Below are 24,251 nucleotides of genomic sequence, written 5' to 3'. Positions count from 1 at the left end.
CACCTCCTTATAGATATGAGATTATAATTAAACTTCTTTAACTGTTACAAGGTGAGAAACTTTAGTGATCATGCCGCGGATCGCAGGAGATTCCTCTTTCACTACAGTATGGTTAAGCTTGCGTAAGCCTAAAGCTTCTACTGTTGCGCGTTGATCTTGCGGACGACCGATTACACTACGAGTGAGGGTAATTTCTAACTTCTTTGTCATGTGTTTTCCCTCCTTCTTCTTAGCCTAGTAGCTCTTCTACAGTTTTACCACGCAATTTCGCTACTTCTTCAGCACGCTTTAATTGGCTTAATCCGTTCATTGTAGCGCGTACCATGTTGACAGGTGTGTTAGATCCTAAAGATTTAGAAAGAATATCCTGTACACCAGCTAGTTCAAGTACCGCACGAACTGGACCACCAGCGATAACTCCAGTACCTTCAGCAGCAGGCTTTAAGAATACTTCACCAGCTCCAAATTGACCAAGTACTGTGTGTGGAATTGTTGTACCCACTAGAGGTACGCGGATTAGATTCTTCTTAGCATCTTCAATAGCCTTACGGATCGCATCTGGCACCTCTTGCGCTTTACCAGTTCCGAATCCAACATGACCATTTTTGTCTCCAACTACAACCAATGCAGCGAAGCGGAAACGACGTCCACCCTTAACAACTTTCGCAACACGGTTAATCGTTACTACACGTTCTTCAAGTTCTAATTTGCTTGGGTCAATGCGACGCATCTATTTTCCCTCCTTTGACCATTAAAATTGTAATCCAGCTTCGCGAGCAGCTTCAGCTAACGCTTTAACACGACCATGGTATAAGTAACCGCCGCGATCGAATACTACTTCTTTAACACCTTTCTCAACAGCACGTTTAGCAACTAGCTCGCCAACTTGAGTAGCAGCAGCAACATTGCTAGTACCTTCAAAAGAAAGTTCTTTATCAAGAGTAGATGCACTTGCTAATGTAACACCGTTCACATCGTCAATTACTTGAGCGTAAATGTGTTGATTAGAACGGAATACGTTTAAACGTGGACGCTCAGCAGTACCTGTAAGCTTTGCACGTACACGCGCATGTCTTTTCTTACGAACCGCATTTTTATCAGGTTTAGTGATCATTTATGTCACTCCTTTCCTTTCACCTAATGGGCTTACTTAGCTGTTTTACCTTCTTTGCGACGTACAACTTCGCCTTCATAGCGAATACCTTTGCCCTTGTAAGGCTCTGGAGCACGTACGGCACGGATGTTAGCAGCTAATTCACCAACACGTTGTTTATCGATACCTTTTACGATGATTTTTGTGTTTGCAGGAACTTCGATTTCGATGCCTGCTTCAGGTGTGATCTCAACTGGGTGAGAGTAACCTACGTTCAATACAAGCTTGTTACCTTGCTTTTGCGCACGGTAACCAACCCCGATTAACTCAAGGCCGCGTTGGAAGCCGTTTGTTACACCCTCAACCATGTTTCCGATCAATGCACGAGTTGTGCCGTGAAGAGCACGGTGATTCTTCTGATCAGAAGGGCGCTCTACAGTTAATGTATTATCTTCAATTTTGATAGCCATATCAGAATTGAAAGTACGAGTTAATTCGCCTTTAGGACCTTTAACAGTCACAGTATTATCTTCGCTAACTGTAACTGTTACGCCTGCAGGGATTTCAAGAATCTTTTTACCAATACGAGACATTTGTCACACCTCCGTTCGTTTCAATATTACCAAACGTACGCTACTACTTCTCCACCTGTTTGCGCTTGACGAGCATCTTTGTCAGTCATAACACCTTTAGATGTAGAAACGATCGCGATACCTAATCCGTTAAGTACACGTGGTACTTCATCAGCTTTTGCATATACGCGCAAGCCAGGCTTACTGATGCGCTTTAGTCCAGTAATAACACGCTCGTTGTTTGGACCATATTTCAAGAAAATACGAAGGATACCTTGTTTGTTATCCTCGATCAATTCTACGTCACGAACGAAACCTTCACGCTTTAAGATTTCTGCAATTTCTTTCTTGATTTTAGAAGCAGGAACTTCTAATTTATCGTGACGTACCATGTTCGCATTACGGATGCGAGTAAGCATATCTGCAATTGGATCTGTCATCACCATTTGTTTTACCTCCTTCCCATTTTCGGGTATTACCAACTAGCTTTCTTAACACCAGGAATTTGTCCTTTATATGCGAGTTCACGGAAACAAATACGGCAAAGCTTAAATTTACGGTATACGGAATGTGGACGACCGCAACGTTCGCAACGTGTGTACGCTTGAACATTAAACTTTGGAGCACGTTTTTGCTTCGCAATCATTGACTTCTTAGCCACGTTTTCGCCTCCTCTACTTAGCGTTGGCTTCCATTATTTTTGGAATGGCATACCGAATTGTGTTAAAAGCTCACGAGCTTCTTCGTCAGTGTTAGCAGTTGTTACGATTACGATATCCATACCGCGTACTTTGCTTACTTTATCATAATCAATCTCTGGGAAGATTAACTGCTCTTTCACACCTAGAGTGTAGTTACCGCGACCGTCAAAAGACTTCTTAGAAATACCACGGAAATCACGAACGCGTGGTAAAGATACGGATACAAGCTTATCTAAGAAATCGTACATTTGCTCACCGCGAAGTGTAACTTTTGCACCGATAGGCATGCCTTCACGAAGACGGAATCCAGCGATGGATTTCTTAGCACGAGTTACAATAGGTTTTTGACCTGCGATTGATGTTAGTTCTTCTACAGCGTTGTCTAACGCTTTAGAGTTTTGAACTGCATCACCGATACCCATGTTGATTACGATCTTCTCAAGCTTAGGTACTTGCATTACAGATTTATAGCTGAACTTGCTCACTAGAGCAGGAGTAATTTCTTTTTGGAATTTCTCTTTAAGGCGATTCAATGAAGGGACCTCCTTTCGAAAAGAATTATTTATCTAAAGATTCACCTGATTTTTTTGCAATACGAACTTTTTTGCCATCTACTACACTGTAACCTACACGAGTAGGTTCACCTGTTTTTGGATCTAATGCCATAACATTAGATACATGGATAGGTGCTTCCTTTGTTAAAATTCCGCCTTGCGGATTTAATTGAGATGGCTTAGAGTGCTTCTTAACGATGTTCACACCCTCAACAATAACACGGTTTTGCTTTGGGAAAGCAGCAAGGATAACGCCTTGTTTTCCTTTGTCTTTACCAGTGATTACTTGTACTTTGTCACCTTTTTTAACATGCATCTTGCTTGTGCACCTCCTTGGAAAGGCAATACCTCAAATTATAGAACTTCTGGAGCTAAAGAAACGATTTTCATGAAGTTGCTATCACGTAACTCACGAGCAACTGGTCCGAAGATACGAGTACCGCGAGGGCTCTTATCTTCCTTGATGATAACCGCTGCGTTTTCGTCAAAACGGATGTAAGAACCGTCTGGACGACGAACACCACGCTTAGTACGTACAACTACTGCTTTAACAACGTCACCTTTTTTAACAACGCCACCTGGTGTTGCTTGTTTTACCGTAGCAACAATGATGTCACCGATGTTAGCGTACTTGCGACCAGAACCGCCTAGTACTTTAATTGTTAATAGTTCACGAGCACCAGAGTTGTCAGCAACTTTTAAACGAGATTCTTGTTGGATCATGCTATGAAACCTCCCTTCGGATTCCTCATTTATCCGAGTCGTCTATTAGATAATAACAGCTTCTTCAACGATTTCAACTAAACGGAAACGCTTAGTCGCAGAAAGCGGGCGAGTTTCCATAATCTTTACGATATCGCCAACTTTTGCTTGGTTTTGCTCATCATGCGCTTTGTACTTTTTGGAGTACTTAACACGCTTACCATATAATGAATGAGTTTTGTAAGTCTCAACTAAAACTGTAATCGTTTTGTCCATTTTATCAGACACAACGCGTCCAGTATAAACTTTACGTTGGTTACGTTCGCTCACAATGCAAACCTCCCCTCAATTTTTATCCGTTAATTCCAATCTCTCTTTCACGAACTACAGTCTTCATACGAGCAATCGCTTTACGTACTTCACGGATGCGAGCTGTATTTTCTAACTGACCTGTAGCCAATTGGAAGCGAAGGTTGAATAACTCTTCCTTCAATGCTTTAACTTTTTGTTCGATTTCGACAGTGGTTAATTCACGAATTTCATTAGTTTTCATTTGCTTCACCACCATTTTCTTCACGTTTTACGAACTTGCACTTAACAGGTAGTTTATGAGCTGCAAGGCGTAATGCTTCGCGTGCTACTTCTTCAGAAACGCCAGCGATTTCAAACATTACTTTACCAGGCTTAACTACAGCTACCCAACCTTCTGGAGCACCTTTACCGGAACCCATGCGCACCTCTAGAGGTTTTGCAGTGTAAGGCTTAGAAGGGAAAATTTTAATCCATACTTGACCGCCACGTTTCATGTAACGAGTCATTGCACGACGCGCAGCTTCAATTTGACGGTTTGTAATCCAAGACGCTTCAAGAGATTGCAGACCGAATTCGCCGAAATGAACTTCAGTACCGCCTTTCGCTTTACCACGCATTTTTCCACGATGCTCTCTGCGATATTTCACGCGTTTAGGCATTAACATATTTATTTTCCTCCTTCCTCAGAAGCTCTCTTTTTTGTAGGAAGGACTTCTCCACGGTAGATCCATACTTTTACACCAAGCTTGCCGTATGTTGTATCTGCTTCTGCAGTTGCATAGTCGATGTCAGCGCGAAGAGTATGAAGTGGAACAGTACCTTCACTGTAAGATTCAGCACGAGCGATATCAGCTCCGCCAAGACGTCCAGAAACTTGAGTCTTGATACCTTGTGCACCTGCACGCATAGAACGTTGGATAGATTGCTTTTGCGCACGACGGAATGATACACGGTTTTCTAATTGACGAGCAATGTTCTCAGCAACTAGTTTCGCATCAAGGTCAGCTTTTTTGATTTCTAGGATATTGATGTGTACACGCTTGCCAGTTAATTGGTTAAGAGCTTTACGAAGCGCTTCAACTTCTGTACCACCTTTACCAATTACCATACCAGGCTTTGCAGTGTGTACTGTAATGTTTACGCGGTTTGCAGCACGTTCGATTTCTACTTTAGAAACGGAAGCATCCTTTAAACGAGCGCTGATGTATTCACGAATCTTAATGTCTTCGTGTAAAAGTTCTGCGTAATCTTTACCAGCGTACCATCTAGATTCCCAATCACGAATAATACCAACGCGAAGACCAATCGGACTTACCTTTTGACCCATCGATTATCCCTCCTTCTTTTCTGATACCACGATTGTGATGTGGCTTGTGCGTTTGTTAATTTGGCTTGCACGTCCCATTGCGCGTGGACGGAAACGTTTTAGTGTTGGACCTTCATCAGCAAAAGTTGCGCTAACAACTAGGCTATTTGGATCCATTTCATAGTTATGCTCTGCATTTGCAATTGCAGATTTTAAAACTTTCTCTACAACTGGAGAAGCAGTTTTTGGCGTGTGGCGAAGAATTGCGATTGCTTCACCAACTTGCTTTCCTCGGATTAAATCTAATACTAGACGAACCTTACGAGGAGCAATACGAACTGTTCTCGCTACTGCTTTAGCTTGCATTGGAGTGCCTCCTCTCATTATCTTCTTGTTTTCTTATCGTCGGCAACATGGCCTTTGTACATACGAGTAGGTGCAAACTCACCTAGTTTGTGGCCAACCATATCCTCAGTAACGAATACTGGAACGTGTTTACGACCATCATACACAGCGATTGTATGACCAATGAACTGTGGGAAAATAGTAGAACGACGAGACCAAGTTTTTACAACTTGCTTAGCCTCTTTTTCGTTTAATTGTTCGATTTTCTTCATTAAATGATCATCGACAAATGGTCCCTTTTTTAAGCTGCGAGCCATTTTTGTACCTCCCTTCGTGATTGAGGTACGGTTCTAATGAACCGTACTACAACCCCGTTATTTTTTACGACGACGAACAATGAACTTGTCAGAAGCTTTGTTCTTCTTACGAGTTTTGTATCCAAGAGTTGGTTTACCCCATGGAGACATTGGAGACTTACGTCCGATAGGAGAACGACCTTCACCACCACCGTGTGGGTGATCAACTGGGTTCATTACAGAACCACGAACTGTAGGACGTTTGCCTAACCAACGAGAACGACCAGCTTTACCAATTTTGATAAGCTCATGTTGCTCGTTACCAACTTGACCTACTGTAGCACGGCAAGCAGACAAAATTAAGCGTACTTCGCCAGAAGTTAAACGTACAAGTACGTATTTGCCTTCTTTACCAAGCACTTGTGCAGATGAACCAGCAGAACGTACTAATTGTCCACCTTTACCAGGCTTAAGCTCGATGTTGTGGATTACAGTACCCACAGGCATATTTACAAGCGGTAATGCGTTACCTACTTTAATGTCAGCCTCAGGGCCAGACATAATCTCCATACCTACTTGTAGGTTTTTCGGAGCTAGGATATAACGCTTTTCACCGTCAGCATAGTTAATTAATGCGATGTTTGCGGAACGATTTGGATCGTACTCGATTGTAGCAACGCGTCCTGGAATTCCATCTTTATCGCGTTTGAAGTCGATGATACGATATTGACGCTTATGTCCGCCACCTTGGTGACGTACAGTAATTTTACCTTGGTTGTTACGACCAGCCTTTTTCTTTAAAGGCGCGATCAAGGATTTTTCCGGCTTGTCAGTTGTGATTTCAGCGAAATCAGAAGCTGTCATGCCACGACGACCATTGGATGTTGGTTTGTACTTTTTAATTGCCATCTCGGTTTCCCTCCTTCTCTATTAGAATTAAACGCCTTCGAAGATTTCGATTTCTTTGCTGTCAGCAGTTAATTTAACGATAGCTTTTCTACGACGGTTTGTTAAACCGGAGTAGCGACCTACACGTCTGAACTTTGGCTTATAGTTCATGATGTTTACTTTATCAACTTCCACACCGAAGATTGCTTCAATAGCATCTTTCACTTCAGTTTTGTTAGCTTTTACGTCCACATCAAATGTGTATTTCTTTTCAGCCATCATTTCCATAGAACGTTCAGTGATAACCGGGCGCTTAATGATATCACGAGGATCTCTCATTATGCAAGCACCTCCTCTACTTTTTCCACTGCCGCTTTTGTCATGACTAATTTCTCATGACCAAGAACGTCTAATACGTTCACGCTGCCAGCAGTGATTACTGTTACTCCAGGAATGTTACGAGCAGATAGCGCTACCGCTTCATCCGCATCAGCAGTTACGATAAGAGCTTTCTTCTCGATAGATAAACCTTTTAATACAGCTACCATTTCTTTTGTCTTCGGAGCATTTAATGCTAAGCTGTCAAGAACGATGATGTTGTTCTCTAAAACTTTAGTAGACAATGCAGACTTAATAGCTAAACGACGAACTTTTTTAGGTAATTTATAAGCGTAAGATCTAGGAGTAGGACCGAACACAATACCGCCGCCGCGCCATTGTGGGGAACGGATAGAACCTTGACGAGCACGTCCAGTTCCCTTTTGACGCCATGGCTTACGTCCGCCACCGCGCACTTCAGAACGACCTTTTACTTTATGATTACCTTGACGCATAGATGCACGTTGCATGATTACTGCATCAAAAAGTACTGCTTCATTTGGTTGGATACCGAAAATAGCTTCTGCTAATTCCATTTCACCAACTTGAGTTCCTGCTTGGTTAAATAACGTTACTTTTGGCATTGGATGTCCTCCTTTCTATTGATTATTTTCCAGCCTTAACAGCACCGCGAACCACTACGAGTGATTTCTTAGCACCTGGAACATTGCCTTTTACTAATAGTAAGTTGCGTTCCGCATCTACTTTAACGATTTCAAGGTTTTGTACAGTGATTTGGTCTCCGCCCATGCGTCCAGCCAATTTTTTACCTTTGAAAACGCGGTTTGGAGCAACAGGTCCCATAGAACCAGGACGACGATGGTAACGGGAACCGTGAGACATAGGTCCGCGAGATTGTCCGTGACGTTTAATTACACCTTGGAAACCTTTACCTTTAGAAGTACCTGTTACATCTACTGTTTCACCAGCAGCGAAAATTTCTACTTTAACCTCTTGACCAACTTCGTACTCTTCTACGTTTGCATCGCGTAATTCGCGAATGAAGCGCTTAGGAGCAGTATTTGCTTTAGCTGCATGACCTTGTTCCGGCTTGTTTGCAAGCTTTTCGCGCTTGTCTTCAGCACCCAATTGGATAGCGTTGTAGCCGTCAGTTTCAGCAGTTTTCTTTTGAAGAACGACGTTTGGAGCTGCTTCGATAACAGTTACCGGAATTAGCGCGCCGTTTTCAGCAAATACTTGAGTCATACCGATCTTTCTTCCTAAGATTCCTTTGGTCATGAGTCACACCTCCTGCATTGTTTTAAATTACATTTATAGTTTAATTTCGATATCTACGCCAGACGGTAAATCTAAACGCATTAGTGAATCTACTGTTTGCGGAGTAGGATTCACGATGTCGATTAAGCGTTTGTGCGTACGCATTTCGAATTGCTCACGAGAATCTTTGTACTTATGCACAGCACGAAGAATTGTGTAAACAGATTTCTCAGTCGGTAATGGAATCGGACCAGATACCGCAGCACCAGAACGTTTTGCTGTTTCCACGATTTTTTCTGCCGACTGATCAAGAATACGGTGATCGTAAGCTTTTAAACGGATACGAATTTTTTCTTTTGCCATTATTTTCCCTCCTTCTTCGCCTATTTTTAAAAATAGACATTCTCCATGGAAATTTTCCCCACACTCGCCATGGCAAAGCGGCCGTGTGTGTCGGTAACCTTCCACTTCATCGCAGTCAAAGACCAACATTTTCTATTATATAATATCCTAATCAGATACGCAATAGAAAATTAGGTTTTTGCCTTTTTTATTGTACTTTTCATATTATACACGGACACTCTACTGATTTCAAGCAATGGCAGTACCGTTTTTGGAAGTAGATTTTGGAACAAAAAAGAACCCAGGATTTCTCCTGAGTTCTTGTTGTTCAATTACTCTGTGATTGTAGCAACTACGCCAGCGCCTACTGTACGGCCACCTTCACGGATGGAGAACTTAGTTCCTTCTTCAACCGCGATTGGAGCGATAAGCTCAACAGTCATTTCGATGTTGTCGCCAGGCATAACCATTTCCACACCTTCTGGTAATTGGATGATTCCAGTTACGTCAGTTGTACGGAAATAGAATTGTGGACGGTAGTTAGAGAAGAATGGAGTGTGACGTCCGCCTTCTTCTTTAGATAGAACGTAAACTTCCGCTTTGAACTTTGTGTGTTGTTTAACGGAGTTTGGTTTTGCAAGTACTTGTCCGCGTTGGATGTCATCACGTGCTACACCACGAAGAAGCGCACCGATGTTGTCACCAGCTTGAGCTTGGTCAAGAAGCTTACGGAACATTTCAACACCTGTTACAGTTGTGTTTTTAGTTTCTTCCATAAGACCAACGATCTCAACTACGTCACCAACTTTAACGATACCGCGTTCTACACGACCAGTAGCAACTGTACCACGACCAGTGATAGAGAATACGTCCTCAACTGGCATTAAGAAAGGTTTGTCAGTATCGCGTTCTGGAGTTGGGATGTAAGCATCAACTTCAGCCATTAATTCAGTGATTTTCGCTTCCCACTCAGCATCTCCTTCAAGAGCTTTAAGAGCAGAACCTTTGATAACTGGAACATCGTCGCCAGGGAAGTCATATTCAGACAATAGGTCACGAACTTCCATTTCAACTAGTTCTAGTAATTCTTCGTCGTCAACCATGTCGCATTTGTTTAAGAATACAACGATGTATGGAACACCTACTTGGCGAGAAAGAAGGATGTGCTCACGAGTTTGTGGCATTGGACCATCAGCAGCAGATACTACTAGGATTCCGCCGTCCATTTGAGCAGCACCAGTGATCATGTTTTTAACGTAGTCAGCGTGACCTGGGCAGTCAACGTGTGCATAGTGACGAGTGTCAGTTTCATACTCAACGTGTGCAGTAGAGATTGTGATACCGCGCTCTCTTTCTTCTGGAGCAGCATCGATTTGATCGTATGCACGTGCTTCAGCACCACCAGCTTTTGCAAGAACTGTAGTGATAGCAGCAGTTAAAGTAGTTTTACCATGGTCAACGTGGCCGATTGTACCAATGTTAACATGCGGTTTAGAGCGTTCGAATTTAGCTTTACCCATTATAATATCCTCCTTAACAATCATTGTTTATGTTTATATAGTTATATAGGATAGAAAGCGGAAAGATGGATGCCTGTCCGCTTTCTAGGCTTACATAGTAGTTATACTTGAACAATTGATAAAAATCAATTATTGACCTTTATTTTTCTTAACGATTTCTTCAGCAATGCTGCGTGGAACTTCTTCATAATGGTCAAACACCATAGAGAATGTTCCGCGTCCTTGCGTATTAGAACGAAGAGACGTTGCATAACCGAACATTTCAGAAAGCGGAACCAACGCACGAACTACTTGCGCGTTACCGCGTGCTTCCATACCTTCTACGCGACCGCGGCGGGAAGTGATATCTCCCATGATGTCACCTAGGTACTCATCAGGGATTACAACTTCAACCTTCATCATCGGCTCAAGAAGAGCTGGGTTACATTTAGAAACAGCAGCTTTCAATGCCATAGATGCAGCGATTTTAAACGCCATTTCAGAAGAGTCTACATCATGGTAAGATCCGTCAACTAATGCAGCTTTTACGTCTACTAGTGGATAACCAGCTAGTACACCATTTTGCATTGAATCTTTAAGACCTGCTTCTACAGCCGGGATGTATTCACGTGGAACAACCCCACCCACGATTTTGTTTTGGAACTCGAAACCTTTACCTTCTTCGTTCGGTTCGAACTCAATCCATACGTGACCGAATTGTCCGCGACCACCGGATTGACGCGCGAACTTACCTTCAACTTTAGCCGCAGCGCGGAAAGTTTCACGGTAAGCTACTTGCGGAGCACCAACATTTGCTTCTACTTTGAACTCGCGACGCATACGGTCAACAATGATGTCAAGGTGAAGCTCACCCATACCGGAGATGATTGTTTGACCAGTCTCTTGGTCCGTATGAGCACGGAATGTTGGATCTTCTTCAGAAAGCTTCACTAGAGCTGTACCCATTTTATCTTGGTCAGCTTTAGATTTAGGCTCGATAGCTACAGAGATAACTGGTTCTGGGAACGTCATGGATTCAAGAATCACGCGATTCTTTTCATCACATAAAGTGTCGCCAGTTGTAGTATCTTTTAAACCTACAGCAGCCGCGATGTCACCGGAGTAACATACAGAAATCTCTTGACGAGAGTTTGCGTGCATTTGCAGGATACGGCCTAAACGCTCACGCTTGCCTTTTGTAGAGTTGATTACGTAAGAACCTGCTTCAGCTTTACCGGAGTAAACGCGGAAGAACGTTAACTTACCTACATAAGGGTCAGTCATGATTTTGAATGCCAATGCAGAGAATGGACCTTCATCATCAGCTGGACGAGTCACTTCTTCATCAGTATCAGGAACGATACCTGTGATAGCCGGAACGTCAACCGGAGATGGAAGGTAGTCAATTACTGCATCTAGCATTAACTGAACACCTTTGTTTTTGAAGGCAGAGCCAACTACTACAGGGAAGAATTCTACGCTTAGCGTAGCTTTACGGATAGCCGCTTTTAATTCTTCAACTGTAATTTCTTCGCCTTCAAGATACTTCATCATTAACTCTTCATCGTGGTCAGCAAGTGCCTCGATTAAAGAACCGCGAAGTTCTTCTGCTTTATCTTGATATTCAGCAGGAATTTCACCTTCTTGAATGTCAGTACCTAGATCGTTTGTATAGAAATGAGCCTTCATTTCTACAAGGTCAATAATCGCTTTGAATTGATCTTCCGCACCAATTGGTAATTGGATTGGATGAGCATTTGCTTGTAAGCGCTCATGCAATGTTTTTACGGAGTAAAGGAAGTCTGCACCGATCTTGTCCATTTTGTTAACGAACACGATACGAGGAACTCCGTAAGTTGTTGCTTGACGCCAAACAGTTTCTGTTTGCGGCTCTACACCGGATTGAGCATCAAGTACAGCAACAGCACCATCAAGTACACGAAGGGAACGCTCTACCTCTACAGTAAAGTCTACGTGTCCAGGAGTATCGATGATGTTTACGCGATGACCTTTCCATTGAGCAGTTGTCGCAGCGGACGTGATTGTAATACCACGCTCTTGCTCTTGCTCCATCCAGTCCATCGTTGCAGCACCTTCGTGCACTTCACCGATTTTGTGTACACGGCCAGTGTAAAACAAAATACGCTCAGTCGTAGTTGTTTTACCAGCATCAATATGGGCCATGATACCGATATTACGAGTGTTGTTTAAGGAGAACTCTCTTGCCATATGGTATTTTTTCTCCTTCCTTTAGTTGGATTGGATTTTTTATGGGTAGCATAAAAGCTGCCTGCTCATCATACATGGTGAGTATATCCAAAGACACCCTAATTATGTAAAAGGGACGTTCATTGAAGAGAGAGGAATTTCTCCCTCTCTCTACTTTTCATGAACAACAAGCTCAGCAGCTTTATGCATACAACTACTATTTTAATTCTACCAGCGGTAGTGAGCAAACGCTTTGTTCGCTTCTGCCATTTTGTGAGTGTCCTCACGTTTCTTAACAGATGCACCGCTGTTGTTAGCAGCATCAAGAATTTCGTTAGCTAGACGCTCTTCCATAGTTTTTTCACCACGAAGACGAGCGTAGTTTACTAACCAGCGAAGACCTAATGTAGTACGACGCTCTGGGCGAACTTCTACTGGAACTTGGTAGTTAGCACCGCCGACACGACGAGCACGAACTTCAAGAACTGGCATGATGTTCTTAAGCGCTTGTTCAAATACTTCCATAGGATCTTTGCCTGCACGATCGCGTACGATATCAAATGCATTATAAAGAATAGCTTGAGATGTACCTTTTTTACCGTCAATCATCATTTTGTTGATTAGACGAGTTACAAGCTTAGAGTTGTAAAGCGGATCTGGTAATACGTCTCTTTTAGAAACAGGTCCTTTACGAGGCATGTTTAGTTCCTCCTTTCAAAGCAGAATGTCTATTATTTTTTAGCAGCTTTTGGTCTCTTAGTACCATATTTAGAACGTCCTTGCGCACGGTTGTTAACACCAGCTGTGTCAAGCGCACCGCGAACGATGTGGTAACGTACCCCTGGTAAGTCCTTTACACGACCACCGCGAATTAATACTACGCTATGCTCTTGTAAGTTATGTCCGATACCTGGGATATAAGCAGTAACCTCAATACCGTTTGTTAAACGTACACGAGCGTATTTACGCAACGCGGAGTTTGGTTTCTTTGGAGTCATTGTACCAACACGAGTACATACGCCACGTTTTTGTGGAGCAGATAGATCCGTTGATTTTTTCTTCAAAGAGTTGAAACCTTTGTTTAACGCAGGTGATTTGGATTTCCATACTTTATCAGTACGACCTTTTCTTACTAATTGGTTAATAGTAGGCATGGTTTATCCTCCCTTCACATCTTTGTATGACCACATATCCAGGTGGTTCATTATTAGTTGAAAACAAAGTTCTTGCAAGGGAGAGCCGCACGCTCTCGCCTCACAAAAACAGTTTTAACCGATTATAAATATTTTGAAGCTCCTTGCTCAACACCCAGAGATTATCGCAACGTGCTTTATACATCGTCCGAAAATATCCCTTTAGGAGCAACCTTGATTATATTAACATCTTGCCGAGTGCAATGTCAACTGCCCTAATGCAATTTCACGTAAAATTTATGCTAGAAAATTTTAGCTTTCTACATAAACCTCAGTGTTTTGCACAATTGCATCTTCCGGAGATTGCTTCGTAAGCTCTACTTTGCGGTAGCGGCTCATACCTGTACCGGCCGGAACAAGCTTACCGATAATTACATTCTCTTTCAGACCTAGAAGCTCATCGCGTTTACCTTTAATTGCTGCATCTGTAAGAACACGAGTTGTTTCTTGGAACGAAGCAGCAGACAAGAAGGAATCAGTTTCAAGGGATGCTTTTGTAATACCGAGAAGTACAGGACGAGCTGTTGCCGGCTGCTTGCCTTCTAGTAATACTTTTGCGTTTGCATCCGTGAATTGGTGAATATCAAGCAATGTTCCTGGCAATACGTCTGTATCTCCAGCGTCCATTACGCGCACCTTGCGAAGCATTTGGCGAACCATTACCTCAACGTGCTTATCACCGATTTCTACCCCTTGCATACGGTATACTTTTTGAACTTCACGCAGCAAGTACTCTTGCACCGCTTTGTTATCTTTTACTTTTAATAATTCCTTCGGATCGATAGAACCTTCTGTAAGTTCTTGACCGCGCATAATACGCTGACCTTCCGCCACTTTCAGGCGAGCGCCGTAAGGAATTGTATACGGACGGCTCTCTACGTCACCTTGGATAACAACTTCTTGACGATCTTTCACATCATTGATTGCTGCAACATAACCGTCAATCTCAGAAATCACTGCCTGACCTTTTGGATTACGCGCTTCGAATAGCTCTTGGATACGCGGTAAACCTTGCGTGATATCGTCTCCTGCAACCCCGCCTGTATGGAATGTACGCATCGTCAACTGTGTACCAGGTTCACCGATGGATTGGGCTGCAATAATACCTACCGCCTCTCCAACTTCTACATCCGTACCAGTTGCAAGGTTACGTCCATAACACTTCTTACATACGCCGTGGCGAGTGTTACATGTGAAGGCAGAGCGAATGTATACTTCTTCCACGCCCGCTTCAACAATTACAGTTGCAAGATCTTCTGTAATTAACTCATTTTCACTCACAAGTACTTCATTCGTTCCTGGATGCTTCAAAGTTTTTCTTGCAAAGCGTCCTACGAGACGATCGTATAAGGATTCGATAACTTCGTTTCCTTCTTTAATTGCACGTACAAGCAAGCCTCTGTCTGTACCGCAATCGTCTTCGCGTACGATAACATCCTGTGCTACGTCAACGAGACGGCGAGTCAAGTAACCAGAGTCAGCAGTCTTAAGCGCTGTATCGGCAAGACCTTTACGCGCACCATGCGTGGAAATGAAATACTCGAGTACTGTTAAACCTTCGCGGAAACTTGATTTGATTGGAAGCTCGATGATACGGCCGGATGGGTTTGCCATCAATCCGCGCATACCTGCAAGCTGCGTAAAGTTGGATGCGTTACCACGGGCACCGGAATCACTCATCATGAAGATTGGGTTGCGCTTGTTCAAGGACTTCATCAGTTTTCCTTGGATAACATCCTTCGCATTACTCCAAATAGTAATAACGCGATCGTAACGCTCTTCTTCCGTAATTAAACCGCGACGGAATTGTTTTGTAACATTATCTACCTTCGCTTGCGCTTCTTGTAGAATTTGTTCTTTTTCGCCTAATACAACGATGTCTGCCACACCAACTGTAATACCGGCTTTTGTGGAATGCTTAAATCCTAGGTTCTTCATGCGGTCCAGCATTCGAGATGTTTCTGTAATTTGGAAACGTTTGAACACTTCAGCGATGACGTTACCAAGAATCCCCTTCTTAAACGGCGCTACTTCTTCACGCTCAGCAATCATAGCCTTTACATCTGCACCTTTTGGAACAAAATACTTAGCAGGTGTTTCTCTCTCTAAGTTGCTCTTCGTAGGTTCGTTAATGTAAGGGAAAGATTTTGGCAAGATTTCGTTGAATATAAGCTTTCCAACTGTTGTTAACAACAGCATGCCGTTTTGTTCTTTTGTAAACGTTTGGTTATTTAAAGAGCCTGCTGCAACCGCAACACGAGTATGCAAATGTACATATCCGTTATGGTATGCAATCAATGCTTCGTTTGTATCTTTGAATACCATACCTTCGCCGACTGCATCAGCGCGCTCAAGCGTTAGGTAATAGTTACCTAATACCATATCCTGAGACGGCGTAACAACTGGCTTTCCATCTTTCGGGTTCAAGATGTTTTGCGCCGCTAACATAAGCAAACGTGCTTCTGCTTGTGCTTCGGAAGAAAGCGGTACGTGAACCGCCATTTGGTCTCCGTCAAAGTCCGCGTTATATGCTGTACATACGAGCGGGTGAAGACGGATTGCGCGGCCTTCTACAAGAGTTGGCTCAAACGCCTGAATACCAAGACGGTGAAGAGTCGGGGCACGGTTTAGAAGCACTGGGTGTTCTTTGATTACAGATTCAAGAACGTCCCAAACTTCAGGCTGTACGCGCTCAATTTTTCTCTTCGCACTCTTAATATTGTGAGCCAATCCTTTTTCCACTAGCTCTTTCATTACGAAAGGTTTAAATAGCTCAAGAGCCATTTCCTTAGGTAATCCGCATTGATACATCTTTAAGTTCGGTCCTACTACGATAACGGAACGGCCAGAGTAATCCACACGCTTACCAAGCAAGTTTTGACGGAAACGTCCCTGCTTACCTTTTAGCATATGAGAAAGAGATTTTAATGGACGGTTGCCCGGTCCTGTAACAGGACGTCCGCGGCGGCCGTTGTCAATTAGCGCATCTACTGCTTCTTGGAGCATACGCTTTTCGTTTTGCACGATAATGCTTGGTGCACCAAGATCAAGAAGACGCTTCAAACGGTTATTACGGTTGATTACACGGCGATATAAGTCGTTCAAGTCAGAAGTAGCAAAACGTCCGCCGTCTAATTGAACCATCGGACGAAGCTCCGGCGGAATAACTGGAAGAACGTCTAATACCATCCAAGACGGCTCATTTCCGGAACCGCGGAATGCTTCTAATACTTCCAAACGCTTAATAGCACGTGTACGACGTTGGCCTTGTGCCGTCTTTAATTCTTCTTTCAAATGATCTACTTCTTTATCCAAGTCGATATCTTGCAATAGCTTTTTAATAGCTTCTGCACCCATAGATGCTTGGAAAGTGCTGCCGTATCTTTCACGATACGCACGGTATTCCTTCTCGGATAAAAGCTGCTTCTTCTCAAGCGGCGTATCTCCGCTTTCTGTGACAACGTAAGAAGCGAAGTAGATAATTTCCTCAAGCGCACGAGGGGACATGTCTAATACAAGTCCCATGCGGCTCGGGATGCCTTTGAAATACCAAATGTGCGATACAGGAGCAGCTAATTCGATATGGCCCATGCGCTCGCGGCGTACTTTCGCACGAGTTACTTCCACACCGCATCGGTCACAAACTACGCCTTTATAACGGACGCGCTTATATTTACCGCAATGGCATTCCCAGTCCTTTGTAGGACCGAAAATGCGCTCACAGAATAAACCGTCTTTTTCAGGCTTTAACGTACGATAGTTAATCGTTTCTGGCTTCTTTACTTCACCGTGTGACCAAGAACGAATCTTGTCGGGTGAAGCAAGTCCAATCTTCATATATTCAAAGTTGTTTACATCTATCAAGGGGCCTACCTCCCTTTTAATCTACAGGTTATACCCAATTATTCTTTCGTTGTCTCAACTTCGATATTTAGCTTATCGGCAGATTGATGGTCGTCATCTTCATCGACGTCGCGCATTTCAATTTCCTTATCTTCGCTGGACATCATCTTAACATCCATACCTAAGCTTTGCAGTTCCTTAATTAATACCTTGAAGGATTCCGGAACACCAGGCTCTGGAACGTTCTCGCCTTTGACAATCGCTTCGTATGTCTTCACACGTCCTACTACGTCATCAGACTTAACTGTTAAGATTTCTTGAAGTGTATAAGCAGCACCGTAAGCTTCAAGCGCCCAAACCTCCATCTCACCAAAGCGCTGTCCGCCGAACTGCGCTTTACCGCCTAGAGGCTGTTGCGTTACAAGTGAGTAAGGTCCAGTAGAACGAGCATGGAGCTTATCATCAACCATGTGCGCAAGCTTGATCATGTACATAACACCTACAGATACACGATTATCAAACGGTTCACCAGTACGCCCGTCATAAAGGACTGTTTTTGCATCGCGAGCCATGCCTGCTTCTTGAATCGTTGCCCACACATCTTCCTCACGAGCACCGTCAAATACTGGAGACGCTACATGAATGCCTAGGTAGCGTGCCGCCATACCTATATGAAGCTCTAATACCTGACCGATGTTCATACGGGAAGGTACTCCCAATGGGTTTAACATGATATCGATCGGTGTGCCGTCTGGAAGGTACGGCATATCTTCTTCCGGTAAAATACGGGAGATAACACCCTTGTTACCGTGTCGGCCCGCCATTTTGTCACCTTCAGAAATTTTACGTTTTTGCACGATATATGCGCGAACAAGTTGGTTAACTCCTGGCGGAAGCTCATCTCCGTCTTCACGGTTGAACACTTTCACATCCAGGATAATACCGCCGCCGCCATGCGGAACACGTAAGGATGTATCGCGGACTTCACGTGCTTTTTCACCGAAAATTGCATGTAAGAGACGCTCTTCTGCAGTCAGTTCTGTTACACCTTTTGGCGTTACTTTACCAACAAGAAGATCTCCGTCTTTTACTTCAGCACCGATGCGGATGATGCCGCGCTCATCCAGGTTGCGAAGCGCGTCTTCCCCTACGTTCGGGATATCGCGTGTAATTTCTTCTGGTCCAAGCTTTGTATCACGAGCTTCCGATTCATATTCTTCAATATGAACAGATGTGTAAACATCATCTTTCACAAGACGCTCGCTCATGATGATTGCATCCTCATAGTTATAACCGTCCCATGTCATGAAGCCTACAAGCACGTTGCGGCCAAGCGCAAGCTCGCCTTTCTCCATGGAAGGACCGTCAGCAAGGATTTCTCCTTTTACTACTTGGTCTCCAACGCTCACGATCGGACGTTGGTTATAGCATGTTCCTTGATTGGAACGGATAAATTTCAACATTCTGTAGCGGTCTAGATCACCTTTTACCTTTTGACCATCTACTTCTACATAACGGCGTACCCAAACTTCTTTTGCTTCTACGCGTTCTACAACGCCCGGGTGTTTACAGATTACTGCAGCACCAGAGTCTTTTGCGGATACGTACTCCATACCAGTACCTACGATAGGAGCTTCCGGGTTTAACAATGGAACTGCTTGACGCTGCATGTTCGCACCCATAAGCGCACGGTTGGAGTCATCGTTTTCTAAGAATGGAATACATGCTGTTGCGGCAGATACTACCTGCTTCGGAGAAACATCCATGTAATCTACACGATCGCGGTTTACAACGGTGTTCTCACCGCGGAAACGAGCGATGATATCTTCATGAAGAAACTCTCCTTCTTCAGAAAGACGCATATTTGCCTGTGCCACTACATAGTTATCTTCTTCGTCCGCTGTCAGGTAATCTACGCGGTTTGTAACACGTCCTGTTTCCGGATCAACGCGGCGGTAAGGTGTTTCAATAAAACCGAACTCATTTACCTTTGCGAAGGAAGACAAGGAGTTAATCAAACCGATGTTTGGACCCTCTGGCGTTTCAATCGGACACATACGGCCGTAGTGAGAGTAGTGAACGTCACGCACTTCAAAGCCTGCACGCTCACGCGTCAAACCGCCCGGACCGAGTGCAGAAAGACGACGCTTATGCGTTAGCTCTGCAAGCGGGTTTGTTTGGTCCATGAACTGAGATAGCTGGGAGCTTCCGAAGAACTCTTTAATAGATGCAATAACCGGGCGGATATTAATTAACGCTTGCGGTGTAATTGCATTTGTATCTTGAATGGACATTCTCTCGCGAACAACGCGTTCCATACGAGAAAGACCGATTCGGAATTGATTTTGCAGCAATTCTCCTACGGAGCGAAGACGACGGTTTCCTAAGTGGTCGATATCGTCTGTATCTCCTACTTTATAAAGAAGATTGAAGAAGTAGCTGATAGATGCAATAATGTCAGCCGGCGTAATATGCTTTACATTACGGTCGATGTTTGCATTACCGATTACATTAATTACATGCTCGCCATCTGCATCCGGAGCATAAATTTTGATAGATTGCATACTCACATCTTCATCTACTACGCCGCCCATCGGCTTTGCAACTTTGAAACCGATGTTCTTTTCTAAGTAAGGAAGGATGCGATCCAATGTACGGCGATCCAAGATAGTTCCTTCTGAAACTAGAATTTCTCCTGTTTCTGGATCTACCAATGTTTCTGCCAAACGCTGGTTGAACAGTCTGTTTTTAATATGAAGCTTTTTATTGATTTTATAGCGTCCTACATTCGCTAAATCATAGCGCTTTGGATCAAAGAAGCGAGAAACAAGCAAGCTCTTTGCATTATCTACTGTAGGCGGCTCGCCTGGGCGAAGACGCTCGTAAATTTCAAGCAATGCTTTTTCTGTGCTGTCTGTATTGTCTTTCTCTAATGTATTCCGCAAGTATTCGTTCTCGCCCAAAAGATCAACGATTTCTTGATCAGAGCCGAATCCAAGGGAACGCAGCAATACCGTTACAGGAAGTTTACGCGTACGATCGATACGTACGTATACGACATCCTTTGCATCTGTTTCATACTCCAGCCATGCACCACGGTTTGGAATTACAGTAGCTGTAAATCCGCGCTTTCCGTTTTTGTCTATCTTGCCGCTGTAGTACACGCTCGGTGAACGAACAAGCTGGGAAACGATAACGCGCTCTGCGCCGTTAATCACAAAAGTTCCCGTCTCTGTCATTAATGGGAAGTCTCCCATGAATACATCTTGCTCTTTTACTTCACCTGTCTCTTTATTGATAAGGCGTACCTTTACACGCAACGGCGCAGCGTATGTAACGTCACGCTCTTTACATTCCTCTACAGAGTACTTAGGTTCACCTAAGCTGTAGTCGATGAATTCAAGAGATAGATTCCCTGTGAAGTCTTCAATTGGGGAAATGTCCTGAAACATCTCTCGTAAACCCTCATCAAGAAACCATTGATAAGAAGAGGTCTGAATTTCAATAAGATTTGGTAAATCCAATACTTCACTAATACGGGCATAACTTCTTCGTTGGCGGTGGCGTCCGTATTGAACTAGTTGACCTGTCAACTGCTTCACCCCTCAAATCATGAGTATTATAAAATGCACTAAAGTGCAAAAACAACAAACTAAAGACGGCTAACGCATCCTAAGCGCAGCCTTGTCATAAACGTGATTTCTTCACGTGCAAAAAAGAAAAATGGTTTCTCATCAGAAAACCATCATTCTATTTCAATCTTTTACCGATTTTACTATCATTTCCAAGTTATACAAAATTATACATATACACAAACTCAGAAAATCATATATTGGCATTGTATAATGTTAACACAACCAAAAATAACCGTCAACGTTTTTTTGATTTTATGATATAATATCCTTTTTTCTTTTCCACGATTTCCACAGAGGAGTATACTTCCTCCATTTTAGAAATAGCAGATGGTGCACCTTGCTTTTTCTGAATAACAATCCAAAGCTCTCCTCCAGGCACCAGATAATCATGTGCTTTTTCCAAAATTTCGTGCACAACCTGTTTTCCGGCACGAATAGGAGGGTTAGATAAAATCGCGGCATATTGATCTGTTACATGTTCGTATATGCTGCTTTGAAAAATGCGAACGTTATGAATGCGATTCAGCACAGCATTTTCCTTTGAAAGCTCCAAAGCTCGTTCGTTTACATCAATCATATCAACGCGCCGCGCATTATACTCCTTCGCAAGCGATAATCCGATCGGACCGTAGCCGCATCCCACATCAAGAAGCGGTCCATCTGCATCCGGCGCTTGAAATGTTTCAATGAGCACACGAGATCCAAAATCCACTTCATTTTTCGAAAACACACCATGGTCAGAGAGAAAAGTCAATGCATGCCCGCGCAGCTGAAACTCCCATTTTTTTCGTTCACTTTTGCTCGTCGGGCTGTTAGAAAAATAATGATCCGCCATTCTTCCACCTCTTTCGTGAAACAAACCGCAACTTGCCGCTCCTTTAAAAAAGACTGTATGCGGCTTATCCTTCTTTCCGTTATAAACCTTTTCCCATCTATTTTATACCTTATTGGATAAAACGAAACTTCATCAGGGTACCTGTCCCATGATGTTAGTTGAGCCGATCGGGCTCTTACTGTCCGTTTTTCTTCTCGTATTTCCTTCTGCGCTACGGACAAGCGGGATAAGGCGAACCTTCATCAGCGGAACGCCTTTCTCCGCTGATGTTAGTTGAGCCAATCGGGCTCTTACTGTCCGTTTTTTCTTCTCGTATTTCCTTCTGCGCTACGGACAGTTAGAGCGGGATAAAAAAAAGCCCGCATAAGAGCGAGCTTTTTTTATGCAGCATAAGTGAAATTACTTAACTTCAACAACTGCTCCAACTTCTTCAAGTTTGCCTTTGATTTCTTCAGCTTCTTCTTTAGAAGCGCCTTCTTTAACTGCTTTAGGAGTGTTGTCAACTAGTTCTTTAGCTTCTTTTAAGCCAAGGCCAGTGATTTCACGAACCACTTTGATAACTTTGATTTTTTGAGCGCCTGCGTTAGCAAGTACTACGTCGAATTCAGTTTGTTCAGCAGCTTCAACAGCACCGCCAGCAGCTACAGCTACTGGAGCAGCAGCAGTTACGCCGAATTCTTCTTCGATCGCCTTAACTAGGTCGTTAAGTTCTAATACAGTCATATTTTTAACCGCTTCAATGATTTGTTCTTTAGTCATTTGGAGATCCTCCCTTATTTACATAGAATTTAAATGTATAAAACAATTAGTTTAGGTCGACAATTAAGCGCCCTGTTCTTCTTTTTGGTCCGCCACAGCTTTTGCAGCAAGTGCAAGGTTGCGGATTGGAGCTTGAAGAACGCTAAGCAACATAGAAAGTAAGCCTTCGCGAGATGGAAGTTCAGCGATTGCTTTTACTTCTTCTACGCTTACTAATTTACCTTCGATGACACCAGCTTTGATTTCTAAAGCTTCATGCTTTTTAGCGAAATCGTTTAATACTTTTGCAGGAGCTATTACGTCTTCATTGCTGAATGCGATAGCGTTTGGTCCTGTTAGGTATTCGTTTAAGTCTGCCATGCTAGCTTCTTCTGCAGCGCGGCGAGTTAAAGTGTTTTTGTAAACCTTGAACTCGATACCTGCCTCACGTAATTGCTTACGAAGTTCAGTCGCTTCAGATACTGTCAAACCGCGGTAGTCCACAACGATTGTTGATTTGCTTTCCTTAAGTTTGCCAGCGATCTCAGCTACTACGACTTGTTTTGCTTCAATTGCTTTGCTCATCGTTACACCTCCTGTAGAACTGGATTGTACCGATACCGTGCGCGATAAAAAAACCTCCACGCCAAGTAGACATGGAGGTTTTATAGTCACAGAAAATTTCCGTTTCTATTCAAACACCTCGGCAGGAAATTAAGCCATATAGGCACCTACTGTCTACGGTACAGGTATTAAATTCACAACATCATTGATTATATAAAAACTTCGTGATGAAGTCAACTTCCAATTTTTATGCGAAAGTAGAAGCGTCTACTTTTACGCCAGGTCCCATTGTAGAAGCAACAGTTACGTTCTTCACATAAGTACCTTTTGCAGCAGCCGGCTTAGCTTTTAGCATAGTATCGTATACTGTTTGCAAGTTTTCAGCAAGCTTTTCGTTTTCGAAAGATACTTTACCAACTGGAACGTGGATGTTACCAGCTTTATCAACGCGGTATTCAACTTTACCAGCTTTGATTTCGTTAACTGCTTTTGTTACGTCAAAAGTAACTGTACCAGTTTTAGGGTTTGGCATTAAGCCTTTAGGTCCTAATACGCGGCCAAGCTTACCAACTTCACCCATCATGTCTGGAGTTGCTACTACTACATCAAAATCAAACCAACCTTGTTGGATTTTGTTGATGAAGTCAGCATCTCCTACGTAGTCAGCGCCAGCAGCTTCTGCTTCTTTCGCTTTTTCACCTTTAGCAAATACCAACACGCTTTGCACTTTACCAGTACCGTTTGGAAGTACTACTGCGCCGCGGATTTGTTGGTCAGCTTTCTTAGGGTCTACGCCTAAACGGAATGCAACTTCTACAGTTGCATCAAATTTAGCTGGGTTTGTTTTCTTTACAAGCTCAATTGCTTCTGTTACAGAGTAAGCAGTTGCACGATCTACAAGCTTTGCAGCTTCTAGATACTTTTTACCTCTTTTCGCCATTTCAATTTCCTCCTTGAATGTGGTTTTAGCGGAATAACCTCCCACGTATATGCCTGAGTTTTAGAGGATGAGGCACGCATCCTTGTATA

The 24,251-nt window shown here is 43.3% G+C and carries 31 protein-coding genes and 1 other annotated feature; all 31 genes read right to left on the bottom strand.

What is annotated here, in order from left to right; all coding sequences use genetic code 11:
- Window positions 1–27 precede the first annotated feature (27 nt).
- The 31 genes from rpmD to rplA all read right to left on the bottom strand — a co-directional run bounded on the left by rpmD (window position 28) and on the right by rplA (window position 24,162).
- Complete coding sequence (rpmD, locus tag H540_RS0112040) at window positions 28–210, bottom strand: 50S ribosomal protein L30 (RefSeq protein ID WP_028400873.1); 183 nt, start codon at window positions 208–210, stop codon at window positions 28–30.
- A gap of 19 nt (window positions 211–229) precedes the next feature.
- A complete protein-coding gene (gene rpsE / locus H540_RS0112035; RefSeq protein ID WP_028400872.1) occupies window positions 230–730 on the bottom strand; it encodes a 30S ribosomal protein S5 in 501 nt (166 codons plus the stop codon).
- 21 nt (window positions 731–751) lie between these two features.
- Window positions 752–1,114 carry a 50S ribosomal protein L18 gene (rplR, locus tag H540_RS0112030; protein ID WP_028400871.1) on the bottom strand — a complete coding sequence of 121 codons (363 nt, stop codon included), beginning with the start codon at window positions 1,112–1,114 and terminating at the stop codon, window positions 752–754.
- A 32-nt stretch (window positions 1,115–1,146) separates the two neighbouring features.
- Window positions 1,147–1,686 carry a 50S ribosomal protein L6 gene (gene rplF, locus H540_RS0112025; RefSeq protein ID WP_028400870.1) on the bottom strand — a complete coding sequence of 180 codons (540 nt, stop codon included), beginning with the start codon at window positions 1,684–1,686 and terminating at the stop codon, window positions 1,147–1,149.
- 26 nt (window positions 1,687–1,712) lie between these two features.
- Window positions 1,713–2,111, bottom strand: coding sequence for a 30S ribosomal protein S8 (gene rpsH, locus H540_RS0112020; RefSeq protein ID WP_028400869.1), 399 nt, complete (start codon window positions 2,109–2,111; stop codon window positions 1,713–1,715).
- A 29-nt stretch (window positions 2,112–2,140) separates the two neighbouring features.
- Window positions 2,141–2,326: a type Z 30S ribosomal protein S14 gene (locus H540_RS0112015; protein WP_028400868.1), complete on the bottom strand. Its 186-nt coding sequence runs from the start codon at window positions 2,324–2,326 to the stop codon at window positions 2,141–2,143.
- 33 nt (window positions 2,327–2,359) lie between these two features.
- The gene (gene rplE / locus H540_RS0112010) at window positions 2,360–2,899 is read right to left on the bottom strand and encodes a 50S ribosomal protein L5 (RefSeq protein WP_028400867.1); all 540 of its coding nucleotides are present in this window, start codon (window positions 2,897–2,899) and stop codon (window positions 2,360–2,362) included.
- A gap of 25 nt (window positions 2,900–2,924) precedes the next feature.
- Window positions 2,925–3,236, bottom strand: a complete 312-nt coding sequence (gene rplX, locus H540_RS0112005; protein ID WP_028400866.1) for a 50S ribosomal protein L24 — start codon at window positions 3,234–3,236, stop codon at window positions 2,925–2,927.
- 38 nt (window positions 3,237–3,274) lie between these two features.
- Window positions 3,275–3,643, bottom strand: a complete 369-nt coding sequence (gene rplN / locus H540_RS0112000) for a 50S ribosomal protein L14 (RefSeq protein ID WP_028400865.1) — start codon at window positions 3,641–3,643, stop codon at window positions 3,275–3,277.
- Between the two features lie 45 nt (window positions 3,644–3,688).
- Window positions 3,689–3,952, bottom strand: a complete 264-nt coding sequence (rpsQ, locus tag H540_RS0111995; protein ID WP_011983253.1) for a 30S ribosomal protein S17 — start codon at window positions 3,950–3,952, stop codon at window positions 3,689–3,691.
- A gap of 22 nt (window positions 3,953–3,974) precedes the next feature.
- A complete protein-coding gene (gene rpmC / locus H540_RS0111990) occupies window positions 3,975–4,175 on the bottom strand; it encodes a 50S ribosomal protein L29 (protein ID WP_028400864.1) in 201 nt (66 codons plus the stop codon).
- The gene (gene rplP, locus H540_RS0111985; protein WP_028400863.1) at window positions 4,165–4,599 is read right to left on the bottom strand and encodes a 50S ribosomal protein L16; all 435 of its coding nucleotides are present in this window, start codon (window positions 4,597–4,599) and stop codon (window positions 4,165–4,167) included. The genes rpmC and rplP overlap by 11 nt, the downstream gene beginning before the upstream one ends.
- Window positions 4,600–4,601: 2 nt before the next feature.
- Window positions 4,602–5,261 carry a 30S ribosomal protein S3 gene (gene rpsC / locus H540_RS0111980; protein WP_028400862.1) on the bottom strand — a complete coding sequence of 220 codons (660 nt, stop codon included), beginning with the start codon at window positions 5,259–5,261 and terminating at the stop codon, window positions 4,602–4,604.
- A gap of 3 nt (window positions 5,262–5,264) precedes the next feature.
- Window positions 5,265–5,606 (bottom strand): 50S ribosomal protein L22, encoded by a 342-nt coding sequence (rplV, locus tag H540_RS0111975; protein WP_028400861.1) that lies wholly within the window; start codon window positions 5,604–5,606, stop codon window positions 5,265–5,267.
- Between the two features lie 17 nt (window positions 5,607–5,623).
- Window positions 5,624–5,902: a 30S ribosomal protein S19 gene (gene rpsS / locus H540_RS0111970; RefSeq protein ID WP_028400860.1), complete on the bottom strand. Its 279-nt coding sequence runs from the start codon at window positions 5,900–5,902 to the stop codon at window positions 5,624–5,626.
- Between the two features lie 57 nt (window positions 5,903–5,959).
- Window positions 5,960–6,790 (bottom strand): 50S ribosomal protein L2, encoded by an 831-nt coding sequence (gene rplB, locus H540_RS0111965; RefSeq protein WP_028400859.1) that lies wholly within the window; start codon window positions 6,788–6,790, stop codon window positions 5,960–5,962.
- A 27-nt stretch (window positions 6,791–6,817) separates the two neighbouring features.
- Window positions 6,818–7,108 (bottom strand): 50S ribosomal protein L23, encoded by a 291-nt coding sequence (gene rplW, locus H540_RS0111960; RefSeq protein WP_028400858.1) that lies wholly within the window; start codon window positions 7,106–7,108, stop codon window positions 6,818–6,820.
- Complete coding sequence (gene rplD, locus H540_RS0111955) at window positions 7,108–7,731, bottom strand: 50S ribosomal protein L4 (RefSeq protein WP_028400857.1); 624 nt, start codon at window positions 7,729–7,731, stop codon at window positions 7,108–7,110. The genes rplW and rplD overlap by 1 nt, the downstream gene beginning before the upstream one ends.
- A gap of 22 nt (window positions 7,732–7,753) precedes the next feature.
- On the bottom strand, window positions 7,754–8,386 hold the full coding sequence (rplC, locus tag H540_RS0111950) for a 50S ribosomal protein L3 (RefSeq protein ID WP_028400856.1): 633 nt from the start codon (window positions 8,384–8,386) through the stop codon (window positions 7,754–7,756).
- Between the two features lie 33 nt (window positions 8,387–8,419).
- Complete coding sequence (gene rpsJ / locus H540_RS0111945; RefSeq protein ID WP_028397310.1) at window positions 8,420–8,728, bottom strand: 30S ribosomal protein S10; 309 nt, start codon at window positions 8,726–8,728, stop codon at window positions 8,420–8,422.
- Between the two features lie 311 nt (window positions 8,729–9,039).
- On the bottom strand, window positions 9,040–10,227 hold the full coding sequence (tuf, locus tag H540_RS0111940; RefSeq protein WP_028400855.1) for an elongation factor Tu: 1,188 nt from the start codon (window positions 10,225–10,227) through the stop codon (window positions 9,040–9,042).
- A 129-nt stretch (window positions 10,228–10,356) separates the two neighbouring features.
- On the bottom strand, window positions 10,357–12,435 hold the full coding sequence (gene fusA / locus H540_RS0111935) for an elongation factor G (protein WP_028400854.1): 2,079 nt from the start codon (window positions 12,433–12,435) through the stop codon (window positions 10,357–10,359).
- A 207-nt stretch (window positions 12,436–12,642) separates the two neighbouring features.
- Window positions 12,643–13,113, bottom strand: coding sequence for a 30S ribosomal protein S7 (rpsG, locus tag H540_RS0111930; RefSeq protein ID WP_028400853.1), 471 nt, complete (start codon window positions 13,111–13,113; stop codon window positions 12,643–12,645).
- A 32-nt stretch (window positions 13,114–13,145) separates the two neighbouring features.
- Window positions 13,146–13,568: a 30S ribosomal protein S12 gene (gene rpsL / locus H540_RS0111925; RefSeq protein WP_028400852.1), complete on the bottom strand. Its 423-nt coding sequence runs from the start codon at window positions 13,566–13,568 to the stop codon at window positions 13,146–13,148.
- Window positions 13,569–13,859: 291 nt separating this feature from the next.
- Window positions 13,860–17,471, bottom strand: coding sequence for a DNA-directed RNA polymerase subunit beta' (gene rpoC, locus H540_RS0111920; protein ID WP_028400851.1), 3,612 nt, complete (start codon window positions 17,469–17,471; stop codon window positions 13,860–13,862).
- A 38-nt stretch (window positions 17,472–17,509) separates the two neighbouring features.
- Entirely contained in the window at window positions 17,510–21,043 is a 3,534-nt protein-coding gene (gene rpoB / locus H540_RS0111915; RefSeq protein WP_028400850.1) for a DNA-directed RNA polymerase subunit beta, read from the bottom strand.
- A gap of 277 nt (window positions 21,044–21,320) precedes the next feature.
- Window positions 21,321–21,920, bottom strand: a complete 600-nt coding sequence (locus H540_RS0111910; RefSeq protein ID WP_028400849.1) for a class I SAM-dependent methyltransferase — start codon at window positions 21,918–21,920, stop codon at window positions 21,321–21,323.
- A 132-nt stretch (window positions 21,921–22,052) separates the two neighbouring features.
- Window positions 22,053–22,202, bottom strand: a complete 150-nt coding sequence (locus H540_RS34205) for a hypothetical protein (protein ID WP_155891010.1) — start codon at window positions 22,200–22,202, stop codon at window positions 22,053–22,055.
- Window positions 22,203–22,319: 117 nt separating this feature from the next.
- A complete protein-coding gene (rplL, locus tag H540_RS0111905; protein WP_028400848.1) occupies window positions 22,320–22,679 on the bottom strand; it encodes a 50S ribosomal protein L7/L12 in 360 nt (119 codons plus the stop codon).
- Between the two features lie 63 nt (window positions 22,680–22,742).
- Entirely contained in the window at window positions 22,743–23,243 is a 501-nt protein-coding gene (gene rplJ, locus H540_RS0111900; RefSeq protein WP_028400847.1) for a 50S ribosomal protein L10, read from the bottom strand.
- A gap of 38 nt (window positions 23,244–23,281) precedes the next feature.
- Window positions 23,282–23,420 (bottom strand) — a sequence feature (ribosomal protein L10 leader region).
- A 49-nt stretch (window positions 23,421–23,469) separates the two neighbouring features.
- Window positions 23,470–24,162 carry a 50S ribosomal protein L1 gene (rplA, locus tag H540_RS0111895; protein WP_028400846.1) on the bottom strand — a complete coding sequence of 231 codons (693 nt, stop codon included), beginning with the start codon at window positions 24,160–24,162 and terminating at the stop codon, window positions 23,470–23,472.
- Between the last annotated feature and the right edge of the window lie 89 nt (window positions 24,163–24,251).

Source organism: Ectobacillus panaciterrae DSM 19096 (genome assembly GCF_000430785.1).
Taxonomy (GTDB): Bacteria; Bacillota; Bacilli; order Bacillales; family Bacillaceae_G; genus Ectobacillus; species Ectobacillus panaciterrae.
The sequence above is the reverse complement of the archived record's forward strand: the minus strand, read 5'-3'. Positions and strand labels throughout refer to the sequence as shown.

What these genes read in the sequence shown, in the direction of transcription:
- rplJ (WP_028400847.1), bottom strand. Translation starts at nt 23,243, where the DNA reads ATGAGCAAAGCAATTGAAGCAAAACAAGTCGTAGTAGCTGAGATCGCT.
- rplP (WP_028400863.1), bottom strand. Translation starts at nt 4,599, where the DNA reads ATGTTAATGCCTAAACGCGTGAAATATCGCAGAGAGCATCGTGGAAAA.
- rpsH (WP_028400869.1), bottom strand. Translation starts at nt 2,111, where the DNA reads ATGGTGATGACAGATCCAATTGCAGATATGCTTACTCGCATCCGTAAT.
- rpsL (WP_028400852.1), bottom strand. Translation starts at nt 13,568, where the DNA reads ATGCCTACTATTAACCAATTAGTAAGAAAAGGTCGTACTGATAAAGTA.
- rplA (WP_028400846.1), bottom strand. Translation starts at nt 24,162, where the DNA reads ATGGCGAAAAGAGGTAAAAAGTATCTAGAAGCTGCAAAGCTTGTAGAT.
- rplC (WP_028400856.1), bottom strand. Translation starts at nt 8,386, where the DNA reads ATGACCAAAGGAATCTTAGGAAGAAAGATCGGTATGACTCAAGTATTT.
- rplB (WP_028400859.1), bottom strand. Translation starts at nt 6,790, where the DNA reads ATGGCAATTAAAAAGTACAAACCAACATCCAATGGTCGTCGTGGCATG.
- rpmD (WP_028400873.1), bottom strand. Translation starts at nt 210, where the DNA reads ATGACAAAGAAGTTAGAAATTACCCTCACTCGTAGTGTAATCGGTCGT.
- rplW (WP_028400858.1), bottom strand. Translation starts at nt 7,108, where the DNA reads ATGAGAGATCCTCGTGATATCATTAAGCGCCCGGTTATCACTGAACGT.
- H540_RS0111910 (WP_028400849.1), bottom strand. Translation starts at nt 21,920, where the DNA reads ATGGCGGATCATTATTTTTCTAACAGCCCGACGAGCAAAAGTGAACGA.
- rpsS (WP_028400860.1), bottom strand. Translation starts at nt 5,902, where the DNA reads ATGGCTCGCAGCTTAAAAAAGGGACCATTTGTCGATGATCATTTAATG.
- rpmC (WP_028400864.1), bottom strand. Translation starts at nt 4,175, where the DNA reads ATGAAAACTAATGAAATTCGTGAATTAACCACTGTCGAAATCGAACAA.
- rplD (WP_028400857.1), bottom strand. Translation starts at nt 7,731, where the DNA reads ATGCCAAAAGTAACGTTATTTAACCAAGCAGGAACTCAAGTTGGTGAA.
- rpsE (WP_028400872.1), bottom strand. Translation starts at nt 730, where the DNA reads ATGCGTCGCATTGACCCAAGCAAATTAGAACTTGAAGAACGTGTAGTA.
- rplR (WP_028400871.1), bottom strand. Translation starts at nt 1,114, where the DNA reads ATGATCACTAAACCTGATAAAAATGCGGTTCGTAAGAAAAGACATGCG.
- rplV (WP_028400861.1), bottom strand. Translation starts at nt 5,606, where the DNA reads ATGCAAGCTAAAGCAGTAGCGAGAACAGTTCGTATTGCTCCTCGTAAG.
- tuf (WP_028400855.1), bottom strand. Translation starts at nt 10,227, where the DNA reads ATGGGTAAAGCTAAATTCGAACGCTCTAAACCGCATGTTAACATTGGT.
- rplN (WP_028400865.1), bottom strand. Translation starts at nt 3,643, where the DNA reads ATGATCCAACAAGAATCTCGTTTAAAAGTTGCTGACAACTCTGGTGCT.
- rplX (WP_028400866.1), bottom strand. Translation starts at nt 3,236, where the DNA reads ATGCATGTTAAAAAAGGTGACAAAGTACAAGTAATCACTGGTAAAGAC.
- rplL (WP_028400848.1), bottom strand. Translation starts at nt 22,679, where the DNA reads ATGACTAAAGAACAAATCATTGAAGCGGTTAAAAATATGACTGTATTA.
- rplF (WP_028400870.1), bottom strand. Translation starts at nt 1,686, where the DNA reads ATGTCTCGTATTGGTAAAAAGATTCTTGAAATCCCTGCAGGCGTAACA.
- rpsC (WP_028400862.1), bottom strand. Translation starts at nt 5,261, where the DNA reads ATGGGTCAAAAGGTAAGTCCGATTGGTCTTCGCGTTGGTATTATTCGT.
- rpsJ (WP_028397310.1), bottom strand. Translation starts at nt 8,728, where the DNA reads ATGGCAAAAGAAAAAATTCGTATCCGTTTAAAAGCTTACGATCACCGT.
- rpsG (WP_028400853.1), bottom strand. Translation starts at nt 13,113, where the DNA reads ATGCCTCGTAAAGGACCTGTTTCTAAAAGAGACGTATTACCAGATCCG.
- fusA (WP_028400854.1), bottom strand. Translation starts at nt 12,435, where the DNA reads ATGGCAAGAGAGTTCTCCTTAAACAACACTCGTAATATCGGTATCATG.